Source organism: Mycobacterium sp. IS-2888 (assembly GCF_001954215.1).
GTDB lineage: Bacteria > Actinomycetota > Actinomycetes > Mycobacteriales > Mycobacteriaceae > Mycobacterium.
Window position 1 is genome coordinate 31,107 of sequence record NZ_MBET01000011.1, and the last position, 19,234, is coordinate 50,340.

General features: G+C 68.4%; 19 protein-coding genes and 1 pseudogene. 9 read left to right on the forward strand and 11 right to left on the reverse strand.

The window, feature by feature from the left end:
- Positions 1–63 precede the first annotated feature (63 nt).
- Positions 64–1,203 (forward strand): glycosyltransferase, encoded by a 1,140-nt coding sequence (locus tag A5745_RS01880; RefSeq protein ID WP_076114902.1) that lies wholly within the window; start codon positions 64–66, stop codon positions 1,201–1,203.
- A 246-nt stretch (positions 1,204–1,449) separates the two neighbouring features.
- On the opposite strand, the gene A5745_RS01890 is transcribed toward A5745_RS01880, so the two are convergent.
- Positions 1,450–1,794 (reverse strand): hypothetical protein, encoded by a 345-nt coding sequence (locus A5745_RS01890; RefSeq protein ID WP_076114904.1) that lies wholly within the window; start codon positions 1,792–1,794, stop codon positions 1,450–1,452.
- A gap of 130 nt (positions 1,795–1,924) precedes the next feature.
- Here A5745_RS01890 and A5745_RS01895 point away from each other — a divergent pair, with 130 nt between their 5' ends.
- Together A5745_RS01895 and A5745_RS01900 are read left to right on the forward strand one after the other, a co-directional pair.
- Complete coding sequence (locus tag A5745_RS01895; RefSeq protein ID WP_076114905.1) at positions 1,925–2,635, forward strand: response regulator transcription factor; 711 nt, start codon at positions 1,925–1,927, stop codon at positions 2,633–2,635.
- Positions 2,632–4,212: a cell wall metabolism sensor histidine kinase WalK gene (locus A5745_RS01900; protein ID WP_076114906.1), complete on the forward strand. Its 1,581-nt coding sequence runs from the start codon at positions 2,632–2,634 to the stop codon at positions 4,210–4,212. The genes A5745_RS01895 and A5745_RS01900 overlap by 4 nt, the downstream gene beginning before the upstream one ends.
- 114 nt (positions 4,213–4,326) lie before the next feature.
- Here the strand turns inward: A5745_RS01900 and A5745_RS25265 are convergent.
- A pseudogene (locus tag A5745_RS25265) lies at positions 4,327–4,815 on the reverse strand (rhomboid-like protein); the annotation flags it as partial.
- A 180-nt stretch (positions 4,816–4,995) separates the two neighbouring features.
- Here A5745_RS25265 and A5745_RS01910 point away from each other — a divergent pair.
- On the forward strand, positions 4,996–5,829 hold the full coding sequence (locus A5745_RS01910; RefSeq protein WP_076059438.1) for a mycofactocin-coupled SDR family oxidoreductase: 834 nt from the start codon (positions 4,996–4,998) through the stop codon (positions 5,827–5,829).
- Between the two features lie 10 nt (positions 5,830–5,839).
- On the forward strand, positions 5,840–7,042 hold the full coding sequence (locus tag A5745_RS01915; protein WP_076114907.1) for a cytochrome P450: 1,203 nt from the start codon (positions 5,840–5,842) through the stop codon (positions 7,040–7,042).
- 2 nt (positions 7,043–7,044) lie between these two features.
- Here the strand turns inward: A5745_RS01915 and A5745_RS01920 are convergent, their stop codons facing one another.
- Positions 7,045–7,647, reverse strand: coding sequence for a TetR/AcrR family transcriptional regulator (locus A5745_RS01920; protein WP_076059441.1), 603 nt, complete (start codon positions 7,645–7,647; stop codon positions 7,045–7,047).
- A gap of 66 nt (positions 7,648–7,713) precedes the next feature.
- On the opposite strand from A5745_RS01920, the gene A5745_RS01925 reads away from it, so the two are divergent.
- Entirely contained in the window at positions 7,714–8,475 is a 762-nt protein-coding gene (locus tag A5745_RS01925; RefSeq protein ID WP_076114908.1) for an SDR family NAD(P)-dependent oxidoreductase, read from the forward strand.
- Positions 8,476–8,480: 5 nt separating this feature from the next.
- Here the strand turns inward: A5745_RS01925 and A5745_RS01930 are convergent, their stop codons facing one another.
- From A5745_RS01930 to A5745_RS01940, 3 genes are all read right to left on the reverse strand, one after another.
- The gene (locus A5745_RS01930) at positions 8,481–9,467 is read right to left on the reverse strand and encodes an NAD-dependent epimerase/dehydratase family protein (RefSeq protein WP_076114909.1); all 987 of its coding nucleotides are present in this window, start codon (positions 9,465–9,467) and stop codon (positions 8,481–8,483) included.
- A gap of 45 nt (positions 9,468–9,512) precedes the next feature.
- Complete coding sequence (locus A5745_RS01935) at positions 9,513–10,184, reverse strand: cutinase family protein (RefSeq protein WP_076114920.1); 672 nt, start codon at positions 10,182–10,184, stop codon at positions 9,513–9,515.
- A 213-nt stretch (positions 10,185–10,397) separates the two neighbouring features.
- On the reverse strand, positions 10,398–10,571 hold the full coding sequence (locus A5745_RS01940) for a CsbD family protein (protein WP_076059447.1): 174 nt from the start codon (positions 10,569–10,571) through the stop codon (positions 10,398–10,400).
- A gap of 88 nt (positions 10,572–10,659) precedes the next feature.
- Here A5745_RS01940 and A5745_RS01945 point away from each other — a divergent pair, with 88 nt between their 5' ends.
- Positions 10,660–10,824: a hypothetical protein gene (locus A5745_RS01945; RefSeq protein ID WP_170874438.1), complete on the forward strand. Its 165-nt coding sequence runs from the start codon at positions 10,660–10,662 to the stop codon at positions 10,822–10,824.
- An 11-nt stretch (positions 10,825–10,835) separates the two neighbouring features.
- Positions 10,836–12,122 carry a serine hydrolase domain-containing protein gene (locus A5745_RS01950; RefSeq protein WP_076114910.1) on the forward strand — a complete coding sequence of 429 codons (1,287 nt, stop codon included), beginning with the start codon at positions 10,836–10,838 and terminating at the stop codon, positions 12,120–12,122.
- 10 nt (positions 12,123–12,132) lie between these two features.
- Here the strand turns inward: A5745_RS01950 and A5745_RS01955 are convergent, their stop codons facing one another.
- The 3 genes from A5745_RS01955 to A5745_RS01965 are packed head-to-tail and all read right to left on the reverse strand — an operon-like array spanning position 12,133 to position 15,689.
- On the reverse strand, positions 12,133–13,188 hold the full coding sequence (locus A5745_RS01955; protein WP_076114911.1) for a dihydrodipicolinate reductase: 1,056 nt from the start codon (positions 13,186–13,188) through the stop codon (positions 12,133–12,135).
- A 39-nt stretch (positions 13,189–13,227) separates the two neighbouring features.
- Positions 13,228–14,364, reverse strand: a complete 1,137-nt coding sequence (locus A5745_RS01960) for a hypothetical protein (protein WP_076114912.1) — start codon at positions 14,362–14,364, stop codon at positions 13,228–13,230.
- Complete coding sequence (locus tag A5745_RS01965; RefSeq protein WP_076114913.1) at positions 14,361–15,689, reverse strand: hypothetical protein; 1,329 nt, start codon at positions 15,687–15,689, stop codon at positions 14,361–14,363. The genes A5745_RS01960 and A5745_RS01965 overlap by 4 nt, the downstream gene beginning before the upstream one ends.
- Before the next feature lie 44 nt (positions 15,690–15,733).
- On the opposite strand from A5745_RS01965, the gene A5745_RS01970 reads away from it, so the two are divergent.
- Positions 15,734–16,105 (forward strand): hypothetical protein, encoded by a 372-nt coding sequence (locus A5745_RS01970; protein WP_076114914.1) that lies wholly within the window; start codon positions 15,734–15,736, stop codon positions 16,103–16,105.
- Here the strand turns inward: A5745_RS01970 and A5745_RS01975 are convergent.
- Positions 16,060–17,415, reverse strand: a complete 1,356-nt coding sequence (locus A5745_RS01975; protein ID WP_076114915.1) for a CHAT domain-containing protein — start codon at positions 17,413–17,415, stop codon at positions 16,060–16,062. The two genes, A5745_RS01970 and A5745_RS01975, sit on opposite strands and share 46 nt — an antisense overlap.
- Positions 17,412–19,109, reverse strand: a complete 1,698-nt coding sequence (locus tag A5745_RS01980) for a hypothetical protein (protein ID WP_076114916.1) — start codon at positions 19,107–19,109, stop codon at positions 17,412–17,414. The genes A5745_RS01975 and A5745_RS01980 overlap by 4 nt, the downstream gene beginning before the upstream one ends.
- Positions 19,110–19,234: the final 125 nt, after the last annotated feature.

The following is a 19,234-nucleotide window of genomic DNA, read 5'->3' on the forward strand; positions in this document are numbered from 1 at the left end:
CTGAAACAGGTTCTCGCAGCGATCTTTTGGGGCGAAGGGCATCGTTGCGTTACATTTGCCGCGATGAAGTTTGCGCTGGCAACCTTGGGAAGTCGAGGCGATGCCGAGCCGTACGCAGCCGTCGGTCGGGAGCTGCAGCGTCGAGGTCACGAAGTACGCATGGCGGTCCCGCCCGCCTATCTCGGGTTTGTCGAATCGGCCGGGCTTGCCGCGGTTCCCCACGGCGCGAACTTGGTCCGCAAATTCGCGCCGATGCCGAATCCGATCAGCATGATGTGGGAAATCTTGCGGGATGTCACCCAATACTGGCCGGAGGTGGGTACGGCCCTGACGTCGCTGGCGGACGGGGCCGATCTGCTACTGGCCGACCCGAGCCAACAGGGGCTGGCCGCCAATGTTGGGGAGTACTACGACATTCCGCTGGCGACGCTGCACTTTTACCCGATCGAGGCCGGTGGTCCGGGCATAACCAAAGACGCGGAGGACGCCCACCGGCGGGAACTGGGCCTGCCGGAGGAAACGGGACCCTCGCAATGGCTGGAGATCCAGGCCTACGACGAGCTGTTCTTTCCCGGGCTGGCCGCCGAATGGGCGAAGCGCGGCCTTCGGCGGCCCTTCGTTGGCGGGCTGACGCTGGAGTTGCCGATGGATGTCGACGACGAGGTCGCGTCGTGGATTGCCGCGGGCACACCGCCGATCTACTTCGGCTTCGGCAGCGTCCGAGTCGCGTCTCCCGATGACGCGGTCGCGATGATCAGCGCGGCCTGCGCGGAGCTAGGTGAGCGGGCGTTGATTTGCAGTGGCGCAAGCGATTTCACCGACATCTCGCAACCCGAGCACGTCAAGATTGTGGACGCGGTGAACCACTCGGCCGTCTTTCCCGCTTGCCGCGCGGTCGTTCACCACGGGGGCCCCGGCACCACGTTCGCGGGCATCCGGGCCGGAGTCCCGACCCTGATCCTCTGGGTTTCGGTCGATCAGCCGATGTGGGGGGCCGCGGTCAGCCGACTGGAAGCCGGGACCGCGCGCCCCTTCTTCGAGACCACCCAGAAGTCGTTGGTCGCAGATCTGCGGTCCATCCTCACCACGCAGTGCATCAGTCGGACCCGCGAGATCGCCGCCCAGATGACCACACCCGCCGAAAGCGTCACCGCCGCTGCCGATCTGCTCGAAGACGCCGCCCGCACCGGGCGCGGCCCCTAGCCCGGCGGATACGGCGCGCCGGGCCGCGGTCCAACCGGGCCAGGCGGTCCCGGCGGGCCAGGCGGCGATGGCGGCCCGAACGGCCGATCCGGACCACCCGGCCCGGGCGGCGGCGGCCCGGGTTGCCCGGGCCACGGGGGCGGCGGCGGGGGATCGGCGCTCGCGACAGCGGCACCGAAGCCCGAGATCCCGAGAACACCCGCGAGCAGGGAACCAGCGATGAACCGTTTGATCTTCATGCTTGGCCTACCTCCCCGTGCCGGGCGCGGGCGTGCCGGGCGCTGGGGCCGAAGGCGGACCGCCGGGTTCGGGGAGCGACGCGTGCCCCGGTTGCGGCGGCGGTGCGAAGCCGGGCCCGGGTGGCGGCGGGCCCCAGCCCGGTGGGATCGCCCAGGCCGGTGGCGGCGGCGGTGGTGGTGGCATGCCGAAGGGTCCGGGTGGCGGTCCCCACGCCAACGGAAGCAACAGCGCGGTCAGGATCGCGCCCACGATCAGGCCGGCGGCGCCGGCGCCGACCGCGACGCCGACCGGGTGCCGTTGCACGACAGATGGTGCCTCGCTCGTGCGCTGTGATGGTTGCTCGTCGGTCATGGCCCCTCCAGGTTGTGTGTACGTTGCGATGCCGGCGAAGCTAGGAAGCGAATCTGAAGCCAACCTGAAGACATCGCGCAAGGGCCTGGTTTCTTCAGGTTGATTTCAGGAAGCGGCCGAGAATGAGGGCATGAGCGATCGTTTCGGCTCCCACCGTCCGCCGCGGCGCGCCGGGGCGCGCGTTCTGGTCGTCGAGGACTCAGAGACGATCCGCGAAATGGTGTGCGAGGCGCTGACCGACGTCGGGTATCTCACCGCGGCCCGACCAGACGGCGCGGGCCTGGAAGACGTTCTGGAAGGATTTCGTCCCGACCTGGTGGTCCTGGATGTGATGATGCCCGGCCGCGACGGGTTCGAGTTGATCGATGTCGTCCGCGACTGGGGCCAGGCCGGGATCGTGTTGCTCACCGCCCGTGACGGCCTGCCCGACCGGCTGCGCGGGCTCGACGGCGGCGCCGACGATTACGTCGTCAAACCCTTCGAGCTCGCCGAGCTGATCTCGCGCGTCGGCGCGGTGCTGCGCCGCCGCGGCCGGCTACCCGCCGTCGTGCAATGCGGCGACCTGACGTTGGATCTCGACGCCTCGGTGGCCGCGCGGGCTGGATCACCGCTGGACCTGACCGCCACCGAACTGCGGCTGCTCGGGTTCCTGATCGAGCAGCGCGGCCGCATTGTGAGCACCGGGCAGATCCTGAGCGCGGTCTGGGGCTATGACGCCTACGACGCCAACCTGGTGCATGTCCACGTCAGCGGCCTGCGCCGCAAACTCGAGGCCCACGGACCCCGCATCCTGCAGACGGTGCGCGGCATCGGCTACCGCCTGCAACCGATCCGCGAATGAGCGAGCAACGCGCGGCGGCGCCTACCCGCACGCCCTCGTTGCACCGCCGGGTCGCCCTGATGGTGCTCGGTGTGCTCGGCGTGCTGTTGGTGGTGCTGGGCCTCACCATCGACCTGCTGCTCGGCGCGCAGACCCGCCGCGACCTCCACGATCGGCTGATGGCCACCGCCGCCCGCGCCGACGCGCTGGCCGCCGCCAACGTCGCGCCCGATCGCCTGGTGGCACAGCTCGAGGGCGGAGGAATCCGCGCGTTGCTCGTCGCCGCGGACGGAACCACGTACGGCGACCACTCCATCCGGCCCGACACGACCAGCGGGCCCACAGAACCCCCGCCTGCGCCGCCTCCGCCCCCGCCGCTACCACCGGGCTGGCCACCACCGCCGCCGGGTTGGCCTCCGCCTCCGCCGCTGCCGCCGGGCTGGCCACCGCCCCCACCGCCGCCCGGCGGGCCACCGGATGCCACCGCCACCGTCGTGGTGCACCCGCTGAAGTCGGGCGGGCGGGTGATCCTGGTCGCTGACACGACCCAAACCACCGCGTTGATCCGGCGGCTGCGCGAAGTTCTGGTGGCCGGCGGCCTGATCACCCTGCTCGTGGCTGGTCTGCTGGTCACCGCCGTGACGCGCGCCGCCCTGCGACCTCTGGATCGGCTGACGTCCCTGGCGCGATCGATTACCGGCGGCGACCGCGGCAGGCGGCTCCGACCCGACCGCGTCGGAACCGAACTCGGCCGCGCGGCAGCGGCTTTCGACGGCATGCTCGACGCGCTGGAAGCCTCCGAACGGCGCACTCGGCAATTCCTCGCCGATGCCGCCCACGAACTGCGCACACCCATCGCCGGTATTGGCGCCGCCGCGGAACAACTGATGACGGCTGCGGCCCAACGCGGTGACGACGCGGTTGCGAAGGGCCAATACCGCCGCGCGGCAATGCTTTTGGCCGAATCCCGCCGGGCCGGTCGACTGGTCGCCGACATGCTGGACCTGAGCCGCATCGATGCCGGGGTCGCCCTGGACCTCTCCGATGCCGACCTCGTCGAGATCGCCGAAGCCGAATGCGAGCGAGCGGCCGTCCTCTCCCCGGACATCACCATCACCCGCACCGGCGAGCCGGGCGTGCCGGTGCGCGCCGACCGGACCCGGGTCGCCCAGATTGTGTCGAATCTCGTCGACAACGCCCGCCGATACACCCCGCCCGGCGGGCGCATCGTGATCGACGTGCGCAGGGCCGGGCCGCATGCCGAGTTGACCGTCACCGATTCGGGCCCCGGGATCGGCGACTCCGACCGTGAGCGGATCTTCGATCGACTAGTCCGCCTCGACGTTGCCCGCGACCGTGACCACGGTGGCGCCGGGCTGGGACTGCCGATCGCCAGAGCGTTGGCGCGCGCTCACGATGGCGATCTCGTCTGCCTACCCAACGATCAGGGTGCGCGCTTCCAGCTCACCTTGCCCCTCGAACAGCGGGGCGCGGCTGGCCAGAACCGCGATGAGCGCGCCCGCCACACCCGCGACCGGCGTGACCATCGACGGCCCGGAGAGCACGAAGTAGCCGAACGCGACGCCAACGGAGAGTAAAGCCACCCGCAGGGGCGTCCAGTGCGCGGTTGAAGGCAGCCGGAACGACAGCCGAATGCCCAGCAGCAGCGCGAGGATGTGACCGAAGGCGGTGAAGTCGGCGCCCAGGGCCGCGATCACCGCCACGCCGAGCCACCAACCGACCCAGGCCGCCCGCCAGCGCGACGGTATCGACGCCGTCAGCGCGCCCAGGACACACACCGCGCCGTAGCTGACCCCCACGTCGCTGGCCCGCGCCACCGACATAGGCAGCCATCCCGCCTTAAGCGCGGCGGCCAAACCTATCGCGACCAACAGCGTTGCGCCGATGTGACCGACCGTGAACGTGAGGACCAAACCCCTACTGCGCCAAATTAGTTCGCCAAGCGCCAGCAGGCACACCAAGCCCGGCAACCAGACATAGACCGCATCACTGCCGTCGACGAAGGCGCTGCCGACCAGGGTGCCCATGTGGCCGTGCCGCAAATTGTGCAAGTTGGTGCTCATGCGGCTCACGGCGGCCTCGCGCGCATGCGGACCGAGCATGGTCAGCGTAAGAGAGACCCCGATCAGCAACAGTGCGTATCCGGCCGTGACGCGCAATCGCGCAACCGTCGCCTTCATACGTCAACGATGCTGGTTGGCGGCGCGATCGGCCACGTTCTTAACGAAGCTTTCACACCCGTGTGATGAATCTTCACAGATTGTCGCGGGCTCTTGACGAGGCAATCGTGATGCTGCTAGACATGGCCCTGCGCAACAAATTGGGCGATCGCCCAAAAACAGCCCGGAGCGGAGGGTGCAATGGGCCGGATGGACGGCAAGGTCGCGTTCGTGACGGGAGCGGCCCGCGGGCAGGGCAGAAGCCACGCGGTGCGGCTCGCGCGGGAGGGGGCCGACATCATCGCCGTGGACATCTGCCGCAAATTCGAGGCTTCGCCCGCCGACGGCGCGACGCCGGAAGATCTCGACGAGACCGCGGGGATGGTGAAGAACGCCGGGGGCCGTGTCGTCACCGCCGAAGTCGACGTGCGCGATTTCGACGCCCTGAGCGCCGTCGTCGATGACGGCGTCGAGCAGCTGGGTCGTCTGGATGTCATCGTGGCCAACGCCGGTATCGGTACGACGGCGGGAAAGCTGCACAAGGCCGACGAGGCGCTGTGGCAGGAGATGATCGACGTCAATCTGAGCGGGGTCTGGAAGACGGTGAAGGCCGGCGTTCCGCACATCCTGCGGGGCGATCGCGGCGGCTCGATCGTCTTGACGTCCTCTGTGGCCGGTTTCAAGGCCTACCCGCACGTCGGGCATTACGTGGCGGCCAAGCACGGGGTGATCGGCCTGATGCGATCGTTCGCCGTCGAATTGGGCCAGCGCATGATCAGGGTCAACGCCGTGCTCCCGACGCATGTGAATTCGCCGTTGTTGATGAACGAGCAGACCTACCGCGCATTTCGGCCCGAACTGGAAAACCCCGGTCCCGACGATCTCGCGCCGGTGTGCCAGAGCTTTCACGTCCTGCCGATCCCTTGGGTGACCCCCGAAGACATCAGCAACGCCGTGCTGTTCCTGGCCTCCGACGAAGCGCGCTATATCACCGGCGTCGCGCTCAACGTGGATGCCGGCAGCAGCCTGAAGTAAGGAACGCATCGTGACCGTCACCAACGACACGGACGTCTATTACGACCCCTACGACACCGGCATCAACGCCGACCCGTATCCGACCTACGCGCGGCTGCGCGACGAGGCACCGATCTACTACAACGAGCGCTACGACTTCTGGGCGATATCAAGACATTCCGACGTCGAACGGGCACTGGCCAACTGGGAGACCTTCTCCAACCGACGCGGCGACATTCTCGAGCTGATCAAGTCGAAGTTCGACATGCCCGGCGGCGTCATGATGTTCCAGGATCCGCCCGAGCACACGGCGCTGCGCGGGCTGATGTCACGGGTATTCACCCCGCGCCGGATGGCCGAAATCGAAGACCAGATCCGCGCCTACTGCGTCCGGTGCCTGGATCCGCTCGTCGGATCGGACGGATTCGACATCATCGCCGAGCTCGCGTCGATGATGCCGATGCGGGTGATTGGCATGCTGTTGGGAATTCCCGAGTCCGAGCAGATCTCGGTCCGGGACGCCAACGATGCCAACCTGCGGACCAAGCCGGGCGCCCCGCTCAAGGTCGCCGACGCCGACTCGATCGCCGACGGCCGGATCTACGCCGACTACGTCGAGTGGCGATCGAAGAACCCGTCCGACGACCTGATGACGCAGCTGCTCAACGTCGAGTTCGACGACGACCAGGGCGTGCACCGCAAGCTCACCCGCAAGGAGGTCCTGCACTACACGCAGGTGGTCGCGGGCGCGGGTAACGAGACGACGGGCCGGCTGATCGGCTGGCTGGCCAAGGTGCTCGCCGAGCATCCCGACCAACGTCGGGAGATCTACGAGGATCGGTCGCTGCTGAACCGCACCGTCGACGAGACGCTGCGGTTCGAACCCACCGGCCCCCACGTAGCGCGTTGGATGGCAAGGGATTTCGAAATATACGGCACCACCGTTCCGGCCGGGAGCGCCATGCTGCTGCTCTTCGGTGCCGCCAATCGCGATCCCCGCCGCTACACCGATCCGGACACGTTCAACATCCACCGCGACAACATCTCGCACATTACCTTCGGCAAGGGAGTGCACTACTGCCTGGGCGCCAACCTGGCCCGGCTGGAGGGGCGAGTCGCGCTCGACGAGATGCTCAACCGCTGGCCCGAATGGGACATCGACTACGACACAGCGAAATTGGCGCCGACGTCCACGGTTCGCGGCTGGGAGCGGCTGCGGGTGGTGCTGCCCTGAGGTCAGCCGCGACGCGGCTTCGGTGTCGGCATCTCGTACCGGTCCAGCAGGCGGTTGACAAGCGCGACGGCCTCGTCGTGGCCCCCCGAGGTGCCGAGCGCCTGCTCCAAGATGAGCATGCGGCCGATCGACGCAATGACGACGGCGATGCCCGCCGGCGGGAATTCCCTTGTGTCAAGCCCATGTTCGCGGACAACGAAGTTCAGTGCGGTGATCTGCATTTCACGCCACCGCTCCTGCCACGCCGCGATCTCGGCCCGGATCTCCTTGCGGTGGTTGGCCAGGCCCATGAATTCCAGCAGCAGCCGGGTGTCCTTGGGCCCGATCAGGGTGTCCCACAATGCGTGTAGGGGACGGTCAGAGGCCAGCGCCTTCTTTTGCCGCTCGAGGTACGCGGCGGCGCCGCGGCGGAACACGTCCAGGTATAGCTCGTCCATCGTTGGGAAGTAGTAGTGCACCAACGCCGGTTTCACGCCGGCTTCCGCCGCGACCCGCCGCGAGGTGGCCGCGGCGTAGCCCTCGTCGACCATGATCCGACTCGTCGCGTCGATCAGCATGTCGCGAGTGGTGGAGTCCCGCGTCTTGGGGCGTCGTGATGCGGTCATTCACCTACCTTCGTTGAGCGATTGCCCAAATCGTACTTGACCGTGGTGCGCGTGGGTGATAGGCAGATGAGGCCAACTGGCCTGAGCGATCGCTCAGCTTTCGTGGAAGGTGGGGACTTGAGCCAGAAGACAGCGGTCGTGACCGGCGGTGCGTCGGGGATTGGCCGTGCCGTCGCGGAACGGTTGCGCCGCGACGGATTTCGGGTGGCCGTCATCGATCTGTCGCCCACCGACGACGGGACCGGACACGTCGCCGACGTCACCGACCGCACGCAGGTCGATGCGGCGGTATCGGCGATCCGCGACGAGCTCGGCCCAATCCTGGTGCTGGTCAACGCCGCCGGGGTGGAGGGCTTCAAGAAATTCTTGACCATGTCTTTTCAGGAATGGTCGAGGGTGATCGACGTCAACCTCAACGGTGTCTTCCACACCATCCAGGCCGTGCTGCCCGACATGGTCGAGGCCGGCTGGGGACGCATCGTCAACATCTCGTCGTCCAGCACGCACTCCGGACAGCCGTTCATGGCCCACTATGTGGCGGCGAAGTCCGCGGTGAACGGGCTTACCAAATCGCTGGCGCTGGAATACGGACCGAGCGGAATCACCGTCAACGCCGTGCCGCCGGGATTCATCGACACACCGATGCTGCGCAGCGCCGAGAGCCGGCACCTGCTCGGCGGCACCGTGGAGGATCACATCAATCGCACGCCGGTGCGCCGGGTGGGCAAGCCCGAGGACATCGCCGCGGCGTGCGCGTTCTTCGTCTCCGAGGAAGCCGGTTACATCACCGGGCAGATCCTCGGCGTCAACGGTGGTCGCAACACCTGACGTGCCTAGCCGGCGGCGCTGCGCAGCGCTTCGAAGGTGTCGGCGACGGTTTCGGTTGGATCGCGGTAGGTGATGCCGAGTTCGCGCTCGCTCGGCGAATCGTCGGAGGCCGGCATCTGCGTGTAGTACTGCATCCCTGCCGAGGTGAACGGGGTGTCGAAGGGCAGATACCGGCCCGCCCGATCCAGCACCGCACCCGCTACCCGCAGCGCGGTGTCGGGAATCGGGACGGCAACCATTGGCGTGCCGGCGATTTGGCCGAGCATGGTCGCCAACTCGGCCGCCGGAACCCGATGACCGCCCGCGGTGTAACGGCGAGGCCCGCGGCCCGGCTCCAAAAGCGCCGCGTGCAACGCCGCGAGATCGCGAACGTCGACGACCAGCCATGCCGCGCTTCGCCCCGGGATCGCATGCATCTGCAACGCCGCCTTGACGCCCTCGCCCGCCTCGCCGAATTGGTCACCCACCGGCGGACCGAGAACCATGCCGGGATAGGTGATGTTCACCGGGGCACCCGCGTCCTGCAGGCCGCGCGCATAGATCTCGACTTGCGCCTTGGACGTCCCGTATCCGTCCGCCCCGCCGACCACCGGCAGGTCTGCCGTCAACGTCTCGAGGCCGGGATGAAACAGCGCGGTGAAGCTCGACACGTGGACGATCGGATCCAGGCCGAGCTCGACGGACTGACCCAGGACGTTCTGGGCTCCCTGCATGTTCGTGGTCAGCATCTCGTTGGTCTGACGCGGGTCGGTTGCCACCAGGGCGGCGCTGTGCACGACGGCGTCGCAGCCGCGCAACGCGTCGCGCACCGAGACGCGATCCGTGATGTCCCCGACGGCGAAGTCCGACACGTCGACGCCCAGCTTGGCGACCGAGGTCTGCAGCCGATCGGGATTTCGCACCAGGAACCGGATGGAATGTCCGGCGTCAGAGATCAGCTTGGCGGTCCAGCCGCCCACGAATCCGGTCCCGCCCGTGATCAGAACGTGCATCGTGCGATTCTCGCAACGACCGCCCGCCCCCAGGCGCCAGGGGTGTTACAGATGACCGGCGGCGAAGTCCGCGGCTTGGTCCGTCATGCCGTTCACCCCGTACATGACGTGCGCGGCGTTGTCGTTGCCGGTACCGCAAATGGGGTCGCCCTGCGCGCACAATTCGACGGTCTTGGGCTTGTACAGCGGGCCGATGGCGATCGGCGGCGCGCCATACTGCGCCAGCCATTGGTCGGAAGGCTTCCCGAACAGTGTCACCGCGGCCACGTGGTTCGCGATGTCCGGCGACATCGGCTTCGGCACCAAATCAGCGGGCACCCCCGGCGGTACGGCGGCCGAGGTGGTGTAGCCGGCCACGGCCGCGCCCTGCGAGTATCCGCCGAGGACCTCGCGGGTCTTGGGGCAGTTCGCCGCCATGGATTGGATGTGAGAGCCGGCGTCGCGAATCCCGTCGATCACGGTCAACGGGAAATTAGGATTGCTGAAATCGGTGCTGGCCTCGTAGTTGACCGGATACACCCCGAATGACCTCGCGCCGACGCGCCCGCGCAGAGCGTCGACGAATTGCTGCCCGATGTTGCCGACGCCGGGTGGCTCGCCGGTGCCGCGCGCGAACACGACCTCGACGTCGGGACACGGGTCGGCCGACGCCGAGGGGGCGGGCGGGCACAGCAGTGCGGACGCGACCAGCACTACACCCGCACCGGCGACCGTCATGATCGGGCGCACGCGTTTGTTGATCAACACCAAGACGTCCATCTTCGCCCTACCGCCTCGCATCATCCGAGCCCCTTGGTATTCGACGCTAATTGCGGTAGGGATTGCCAGAAGGCTCAATTTTCAACCGCGCCGCGCACCCAATGCCCCCGTGACAAGGCGACCAGCAGGCTTACCCACTTTCTCGAGTAAACCTGCTGGTCTATGGGGTGGCTATTTTCGGAAAGCGTCCTTCACCTTCTCGCCGGCATCCTTCAGGCTGGACTTGGCCTGATCCGCCCGGCCTTCGGCCCGGGTCTCGTCATCGCCCGTGGCCCGGCCGATGGCTTCCTTGGCCCGGCCGCCCACGTCATCGATCTTGTTCTTGATTTTGTCTGTGGTGCTCATTTGTTTCGGCTACCCCGCAGCACGCGAAGTTGAAACCCGTACGGCGATGCCCCGGCCAGACATGCCAACCGCTGTCACCATGGAGTTTGTGAGCACCGCAATCGTGGTGGCAATAGTGGCGACGCTGATGCTGCTGGGTATCAGCATGGTCGTCAATCAGCTTCTTCGGCTGAGGAAGTTTTTGAGGGAAGCGCCGCCCGATGTGGCCCCGGGCGCCGACGTGCGCGAACCCCCTGACGAACCCCACTGCTAGCTTCATTCTCAATGTCGACTCTGCTGGTCACCGACGACGGCCTGCCGCCCCATGTGTGCGGCGCCGCCGATCCGCATTTCGCGAACGTCGTCAAGTCGTTCGCTCAGCGCTTTCCCGGGCGGCGGTTGGGTGGGGGAGCCCTCTGTGTCTACATCGACGGCCGGCCCGTCGTCGACGTCTGGACGGGGTGGTCGGACCGGGCGGGCACCGAGCCGTGGACCGCGGACACCGGCGCGATGGTGTTCTCGGCGACCAAGGGTGTTGCCTCGACGGTGATTCACCGGTTAGCCGATCGTGGCCTGTTGTCGTATGACGAGCCCGTCGCCGAATATTGGCCCGAGTTCGCGGCGAACGGGAAAGCCGAGATCACGGTTCGCGATGTCTTGCGGCATCGATCCGGGTTGTCGCATCTGAGGGGCGTCACCAAGACGGAGTTGATGGACCACCTCCTCATGGAGCAGCGCCTGGCCGAGGCGCCCCTCGATCACCTGCGGGGCGTGCAGGCGTATCACGCGCTGACCTATGGCTGGCTGTTGTCCGGTCTGGCCCGCGCGGTCACCGGCAAAGGCATGCGGGAGTTGATCCGCCAGGAGATCGCGCGCCCGCTCAACACCGACGGCGTGCACCTCGGCCGTCCGCCTGCCGCTTCGCCCACCAGGGCGGCGCAGATTTTGATGCCGCAGGGCAAGTGGCGCATGCCGGTGCTCAAGTTCGTCGCACCGCGGGTGGCCGGTCTGCCGCTCTCCGGGGCCCTCGGCGCGATGTATTTCCCCGGGGTCATATCGCTGGTCAAAGGCGACACCGCGTTCCTGGACGGCGAGGTGCCCGCGGCCAACGGCGTGGTGACCGGGCGCGGCCTGGCCAAGATGTTCGCGGTGCTCGCCAACGACGGCCGCATCGACGGCAAACGGTACCTGTCCAAGGAGTTGGCGCGCGGCCTGGCGGGTCAGTCGCGGTTCAAGTGGCCGGACGCGAACATGGTGGTGCCCATGCCTTTTCACCTCGGCTACCACGAATCACCGGTTCCCGGACTGCTCAAGGGTTTTGGTCACGTCGGGCTGGGCGGAACGCTGGGATGGGCCGATCCGGAGACCGGCAGCGCGTTCGCATACGTCCACAACCGGCTGCTGACGCAACGGCTGTTCGACATGGGATCGTTCGCGGGGCTGGCGCGTCCGCTGCGCAGCGCGATCGAGGCAGCCCGCCATCAGGGTCCGCTCGAGGTGCCGCAGCTGGGCGCGACCTACACCAAACCCACCCGGCGACGAGCGGATGCGGCCGCGTCGGGGAGCGCGTAGCTTTTCGGCGCTAGGTCTTGACGAAGCCGCGCGGGAGCGTCAGCGGAAGATCGGCGTAGGTGACGATGCCCGGTGCCGCGGCGACGACGGCGGGGATCGCGTTGATCGCGGGCACCGCCGTCATGATGTGCCCGAGGTCCATGAAGTCGGCGATCGTCTCCGCCTGGAAATACGGCGGCGGCAGGAAACCGACCTTGGTGGTGACGGTGGGCTGACCGTCGATCTGTACGACCCAGCCGTCCTGTTCGATCTTCCAGTCGGGTTCGAGCGTCTGGCCCTTGCGCCACCGGACATTGAGGTCGATCACCGTCTTGCCGTCGACGATTCCCTGCCAGCTGATGTAGACGCCCGCCACGCATCCCGCTTCGATGGTCCAGGACGCCATTTCGAGATCCGCTGTGGTCTGGGCGAATTCGGCCACGCAGCGGACCTCGTCGAGCTCGACGCCGAGCGCGTCGCCTACCAGCTGGACCGCCTCGCCGAAAATCGCCGTCCCCTTGGCGGCCATCTGCTGCAGCTCGGGATGGTCGATCGGCTGGCCGAAGCCCACCGGCTTCTCGGTGTCGGGCGAGTCGTAGAACGTCGTGTCGGCGGCCTCGTTGACGGTGACCTTGTCGATCCGGTTGCACACCATCGCCGACACGATGGCCAACAGTTCGGCGAAGCCCGGACTGACGCCCGACCCGAAGAGCGTCGAACCGCCCTTCTCGCAGGCCTCCACCAGCCGGTCGCGGCCGTCGCCGAGGTTGCGCCCGGTGATGAAGGACGCCGTCGTGACGACGTTCACGCCGACCGACAGGATGCGGACCAGCTCGGCGACGTCGAACCACATCGGGTTGTAGACCACGCAGTCCGGTTTCAGGGCGAGCAGCGCGTCGACATCGTTGGTCGCCGCGATCCCGAGTGGCGGAATGCCGACCAATTCGCCGGCGTCGCGGCCGACCTTGTCCTTTGACCAGGCATAACACCCCACCAGTTCAAGGGTGGGGTTATCGGCGATGGATTTCAGCGAGCTCTTGCCGACGTTTCCGGTGTTCCACTGAACGACGCGATAGGTGTTTGGCACTCGCTCAGCATAGGGAATCGACCCGAATCTTAGTAGGCCTTAGTAGGCGGATTCGGCGGCGAGGATCTCGGCCAGGAAGGCGTCGTCGCCGGGGCGGTCCAGCCGCGTGCGCGCCCAGCGACGCACCCGCTCCCGCGTTTCGCGCGTCTCCGCCGAGGCGTCGGCGCCGACGGTCACCGAGGTCGCCGTCCAGTCGTGATCCCAGGCCGCCGATTCCGTCATGGGCTGCCGGTCGTTGACCAACGGAAGGGTGGCCCGGCCGGCGGCGTCCAGGACACCGGCGCCACCGATGGCCCCCGACCGCAGTCGCACCTCTATGCCGATGGCCGGGTCCGGCCCGATGACGGCCGCGCGCACGACGGCGATCGGCGCTGCGCCGGCCGCCTCGACGCTCCACTCGACGGTGTCCTCGGCCGCGTCGAATATCGCGGGCGGAACCGCGCTCCAGTTGATCGACGCGACGCCGCCGGCGACCGCCGTGGCGCCCCGCGTGCCCGCGTCCCCAGCGGCGGCCAGCGCATAGTCGTCCTGATGTCTGCCGGGCATCGAGGGTAGGGCGCTCGAATCATCAAGGGCGGCATGCAATTCCGGCCACCCGATGCCGTCGACGCCGGCTTCGTCGGCTACCCCGGCACCGGCCCGAACCAGGTCGAGCACCCGCGGATCGTCACTTCGGGCGTGCATGAGCAGGGCCGCGGCGTGCGGCGCCAGCAGCTGCGTGACGTCCGAGTCCAGGGTGTCATCGGTGAAGAAGCCCTGCGCCCCGACGGTGAGCAGGGCGACCTCGACGTCGAGGAGGGCGCGGTCCAGCCCGGCGATGCCGTCCCGGCGGCTGGCGGGCCACCAGCGCCGCAGCCAGTGGCCGAGGGCCAGCCGCCGCAGGGGGTCGACCGATCCGGGCACGATGTCGACACCGGTCAGCTCGACGCTGTGTGCTTGGTCGGTGGCGCCTTCGGCGCCTAAGGCGGATGCCAGCGCGACGTGTCCGGATTCGCCGAGGACGCGCCAAAGCCAGTCGGCGCGCGCCAGATCGGTGAAGGTGATCTGGGCGGCGCCGGTGGGATCGTCGACCGTCCAGGACAGCACGGCGCCACTGACTTCCAGCACCGCGGTCAGCGGCGTCTGTGCGGTGGCGGGGCCGGTTCCCCAAAGACCGGAATCGGCAACCAATCTCATCCGGCCACCTGCAATTCCAGCATCGCCTTGATTCGTTGCCGGTGATCCAGGCTCACCGACCGCGCGACCCCCTCCAGCAGGGACCGCACCTCGTCGATGTCGTCGCAGGGTTCCTGCCAGACATCGCGCCCGTGCAGGCGGGCCCAGAGCCGGCTCAGGTACGGCTGCGCGTAGTCGGCGAGATCGTCGACGACCTGCCGTTGCCGCGGATGGATCGCGCCGCCCTCGGCGAGATAGCGCCTGGCGTGCAAGACGTATGCCTCCTTGCGCAGCCGCGCCTGGATCTGCGCGGCCAGCCCGTAGTGGCTCATGACGGTGGGATCCAGCGGCGCCAGCTCGACCGCGACCTCGATGCCGGCCAACAACGTGGCCTGTTTGTCCTCCGACAGCAACCCCCATGGCGCGCTGGCGCGGTCGACCTCCTCTTCGCAGAGCAGCGGGATGTCGGGCAACGCGTCGCGGTCCAGGGCGCGCCGCAACGTGGCGCGCACCCGGTCCACCACGCTGCGGTCCAGCGGGCGATCGCTGTCGGAGCCGGCGGATATCTGCGGCTTCCGTTGCGGTGCAACCGAACTCAAGCCAAGCTTGACGATCGACCACGGTAGCTCGGCCGTTTCGGCTCGGGCCAGGGCGCCCAGGTTGTACGGCGTCGGGTCGGCGATCACGGTCGACCACGCGCGTTGACGCGCGGCCGCGGCGCTGTGGCCGGCCGCACGGCCGAGCGCGGTGCCGAGCTCGTCCCGGAACCGACCGGCGGTCGACGGGACCGCGGCCGAGGCCCGCACGTCGCCCCAGCTGCGATCGAGCTGTCCGGTGAGCGTGGCGACGACGTCCGGGCTTGCCACGTATTGGCGCAACACCTCGATCGCGGTGCGGTCCCGGCCGAGGTGGATTTCGCTGAGTATCGCGGCCACCGTCTCCTGATCCTCCGGTGCGGGTGGGCCTTTCGTCACCGCGAGCTCGAAGCATACCGGGAAGTACAGCTCCTGGGCGTTTCCCGTGCGGATCCGCTGCCGGCGGCGCTCGAGTTTGAGAGCGTCGAACCATGCCGCGGCGGAACGCAATTGGGCAGCGCTTCCGACGATCAGCTGGTGCATGGCGGCGGCCGTCTCGGGATCGACGACGGGATTCGAATACTGGGGGTTGGACCGGAGCCGCAGCACCAACGGGTCCACGATGCGTTTGACGGTGCGGCTCAACGGGCCGCCGTCGTCGCTGCTGAGCACCTCCACGCCGGGACCGATCGCGCGCCACGCCCGGTCGATCACCGACCTGCGCGGGTGGCCGACCGCGGTGGCAGTCGCCACCTGCGAATCCGCACTCATCAGGACAGGATAGGGGCTTTCCGAAGATAGCGGCAGCGAAAAAGTTGGGTTCGGTAGCCGGTCCGTACCGCCAACCTGGTCACATGAAGACGCTGACAATGCTGCTGTACACCGCTTTTCGCGGGCTCGTCGTCGCCCGGCAGCGAAAGTCCCATGAACGCACCGTCGGGGTCGGCACCGTGCGCGCGGTCGGGCCCCAGGTTTTCGTCGAGGTGGTGGCGGTGTCCGGGGAGACGTTCGTCGGCAAATTGGCATGCAGTGACGGCTCGGACGCCTCGATACTGCGCCCGGGCCTCGTCGTGCTGGTGGCGTTCGATCCCGCTGCCCGCGAAGACCTTTCGCTGCCCGACGACGTCTTGGCCGTCCACTGTCAGCGAGCGCCGTCGACGGCGAAACTGACGAGCGCGGCCCAGTAGAGCGGGCTGGCCGTGGCGTCGCCGTCGCGCCAGCGCCGCATCTGCTCACGCTGCCACCGATTCACCGCGCACCCCGCGTCGACAGCCTCGTGCGCGTCGTCGACGGCGATCACCGCGTCGGACATCGGATCGGCCCGATCATCGCCCGCGAACCGCCGGTAGGCCGGTGTGGTCGGCAGCGACCACAGCGTGGCGGTCACCAACTGTGCGCCACCCAGGATTACGGCGGCCACCAGGCCCGTCGCCTCGTCGAACTGATAGTCACCGCCGGATGCGCAGGCCAGGAGCGCCACCCGGGGTGGCATCGGCAGCCGCAACGCCATCAGATCCGACGCGGTCAGCGGGCGGTGGTCGCCGACGGCGTCGGCGTCCCCGGGAATGCCCGCGGTGCAGGCCAGGTGCAGGGCGGCCCGATCGGCCTGGGCGGCATGGCCATCCGGTGAACTCGCGTGGCCGACGTACATCAGCCTGCTCGGGGTCTGCGCCAACAGTTCGGCGAGCCAGCGGCGGTCGGCGTCCTGGCGGCGGAACAGTTCCACCGCCGCGTCGACCGTCGGCAGCACCGCGCGGCGTTCCATCAGCCCGGTGTAGTGCCGCGCCAACGCCATGTCGGCGGACGGCCTGCCAAGCACCGACCCGAGCGCGGAGTCCGGGCGCTGACCGGGCACCCGGGGGTCGAGAACCAGCATCGGCGGCCCATCTCGGCGGGCGTCCCACGCGGCCGGTGACCGCGGCGAGTGCACGATGTTCTGCGGCACCGCCATCAGCACGTCGACCATCTCCATCAGCCGGTACCCATCGGTGTGCTCGCCGATATCGGCCAGCTGCCAAGGGATTCGGGCGGCAACCCTGCCGCTGGCGGTGATGGCGTCCTGGCGGGCGCGGACGAGTTCTTCCTTGCTCGGCCCCGACTTCGGCAACGCCAGCAGGCCCCACGGGACGCGAGCCAGGCGCGCGGTGGGCGAGACGAACAGCACGGGCCGCGGGCTTGCCACGCATTCCGTCAACAGCCGCCACCCGGGTTCGGCAATGAGCAGCACGCCCAGGATGTAGGCGAGCGTCAGCTCGGCCGGCGGGGTCGCGAACGGGCCGCTGGTCAGCGCCCGCTCGATGGCGTCTCGACGGCTTTGACCGTCGCGCGGCTCCGGCAACGCGTCGGCCAGCTCCTGCAGCGCCGCCAGCAGGATCGGTTCCTCCACCACCCAATTGACGGTTCGGGACGGCTGCCCGACGATACGCAAACTGGCGTACGTGACGATCCCGAGATCCGCGAAGCGCAGGACCAGAGTCGGCCGGTCTGTCTCACTCATGGCCAGGTGGACCAGGCGGGTTCGTCGGCGGTGACCGCACGGCCGTATCGCTGCAGCGCCAGCGCACGGTAGTGACTCAGGATCGGGGCGGCGTCCGGCTGCATCTGTAGCGGCGGCAGCGGGCCCAGCCGCGTCAGCGAAGCGCCGCCGCGCGCCGGCGGGCCGGCGGCTGCCAGCGCTTCATCGGCGTCGATCAGCAGGGAAGGGGCGGCCGCGGACGCCCATTCGCCGACTTTGGCCGCCTGCGGTTCGGCATTGAAAGTCCCTCGCGCGCTGTGGTATTCGACCAGCTCGCTGATCAACTCGGTGTTCTCCCATTCCCAGGCAACGGCGAACGCACTGGCCAAGATCGGCGCCGAGACGTTGGCGGCCCAGCGTGATCTCGCGTCGGCGTCGGCGATCGAGTACCGCACCGAGTCGACCGCCAACGCGGCCGGCACCTTGAGCTCCGCGGCCTGTTCGAGCTTGGTCATACCACGCCAGTACTCTGGCGTGCCCACTTCGCCGTGGAGGATGCCGAGTCCTTCGGCCTGCCGCGCCTCGGTTTCCTGCAGCGTCTCGTCGGGGTCCCCCGAGCTGTCGAAGCCCAGGTCCGTCAATGCGTCAGCGCGCCAAACGGTTCCGAGGTGGTTGTCGAGCTGGGCGTACTGCAGCCAACTGCTGCGCGGCGACGAGTCGAGCAGCTCGCGAGCCTGGGCGATCAGCTCGACCGCGTCCGGGAAGCGGCCCCAGAAGATCGCTATCCAGCTGCGCTGCAACAGAATACGGTGCAGATACAGTGGCTTGCCCAGTTCACGCCACCGGCTCTCGGCGTGTTCCCAGCACTGGTCGGCCGCTTCCAATGCGCCGGAGGCCAGCCGGGTGAGTCCCAGGTACAGCCAGCACCGCGCCTCGTCGTGCGCTCGGGCATATCGCGCGAGGACGGGCTGGGCCTCCGAGACCAGCTGTTCGGTCGTGGCGTGGTCGGCCGCCGACCAGCATGCCGCGGCACGCTCCAATTGCGTTCTGGCCGTGGCCAATTCCCATCCACGCGCCTGCGCGCGGGCTCCCGCTCGACGCAGCCACGGCTGCGCCTCGGACAACCGCCCGGTTTCCACGCAGAACCTGCCGTATCCGGTAGCCGCATCGATCCGGAGATGGTCCCCGGCCTCGCTGTCGCCGCCCAGGTGATCCGGATCGGCGATGGCGCCGAGCACGTGCTGCCACAGCGGAAGCGATTCGACGTGCAGGTCGTCGTCGCAGAGCGCGGTCGCGCACAGCAGTTGCGCATAGGTGAGCAGGTAGGCGTGTTCGTCGGCGAGGTCGGTGAAATCGGTGTTCGAGTCGTCCAACGCCGCCAACTCCTTCGCGGCGCCTTCGTGATCGCCGAGCGCCGCGGTCAGGCCCGTCTGCAGGAATTGGGCTCGCCGCGAGTACTGACGGATCATGTGGGCCACCTCGGCGGCGGGTGCGCCCGCTTGGGCGGCATAGGCGGCCAGACAGTCGCGGATGCGCCGAATCGACTCGCGGACGCCATCATTCGCTCCGCGCGCCAGGTAGATCTCGCCGAGCTGCGCGAACGCCTCGAGCGCCAGATCGTCGCGATCCTCTTGCGCGATGCGGGGCATCAACGACAGCAGCAGATCCCGCGCCGCGCCCTCGTCGGCGGCGAACGCCAGCTGGCGTGCGCGCTCCAACTCGGCCGGAATCGACACGGCTGCATCATAAGTCTTGGCGGCGCAAACCCGGAGCGGGGGGGGCGGGGTTCCCCCCCCCGCGCCCCCCCCGGGTAGGCCGAACACACCCCCGGCCCCCAGGTTGGGGTGTGCGTTGGGGGCCC

Excerpts from the sequence above, each read along its gene's own strand:
- A5745_RS01880 (WP_076114902.1), top strand. The coding sequence starts at position 64 with ATGAAGTTTGCGCTGGCAACCTTGGGAAGTCGAGGCGATGCCGAGCCG.
- A5745_RS01890 (WP_076114904.1), bottom strand. The coding sequence starts at position 1,794 with ATGACCGACGAGCAACCATCACAGCGCACGAGCGAGGCACCATCTGTC.
- A5745_RS01895 (WP_076114905.1), top strand. The coding sequence starts at position 1,925 with ATGAGCGATCGTTTCGGCTCCCACCGTCCGCCGCGGCGCGCCGGGGCG.
- A5745_RS01900 (WP_076114906.1), top strand. The coding sequence starts at position 2,632 with ATGAGCGAGCAACGCGCGGCGGCGCCTACCCGCACGCCCTCGTTGCAC.
- A5745_RS01910 (WP_076059438.1), top strand. The coding sequence starts at position 4,996 with ATGGGCCGGATGGACGGCAAGGTCGCGTTCGTGACGGGAGCGGCCCGC.
- A5745_RS01920 (WP_076059441.1), bottom strand. The coding sequence starts at position 7,647 with ATGACCGCATCACGACGCCCCAAGACGCGGGACTCCACCACTCGCGAC.
- A5745_RS01925 (WP_076114908.1), top strand. The coding sequence starts at position 7,714 with ATGAGGCCAACTGGCCTGAGCGATCGCTCAGCTTTCGTGGAAGGTGGG.
- A5745_RS01930 (WP_076114909.1), bottom strand. The coding sequence starts at position 9,467 with ATGCACGTTCTGATCACGGGCGGGACCGGATTCGTGGGCGGCTGGACC.
- A5745_RS01935 (WP_076114920.1), bottom strand. The coding sequence starts at position 10,184 with ATGACGGTCGCCGGTGCGGGTGTAGTGCTGGTCGCGTCCGCACTGCTG.
- A5745_RS01940 (WP_076059447.1), bottom strand. The coding sequence starts at position 10,571 with ATGAGCACCACAGACAAAATCAAGAACAAGATCGATGACGTGGGCGGC.
- A5745_RS01950 (WP_076114910.1), top strand. The coding sequence starts at position 10,836 with ATGTCGACTCTGCTGGTCACCGACGACGGCCTGCCGCCCCATGTGTGC.
- A5745_RS01960 (WP_076114912.1), bottom strand. The coding sequence starts at position 14,364 with ATGAGATTGGTTGCCGATTCCGGTCTTTGGGGAACCGGCCCCGCCACC.
- A5745_RS01965 (WP_076114913.1), bottom strand. The coding sequence starts at position 15,689 with ATGAGTGCGGATTCGCAGGTGGCGACTGCCACCGCGGTCGGCCACCCG.
- A5745_RS01975 (WP_076114915.1), bottom strand. The coding sequence starts at position 17,415 with ATGAGTGAGACAGACCGGCCGACTCTGGTCCTGCGCTTCGCGGATCTC.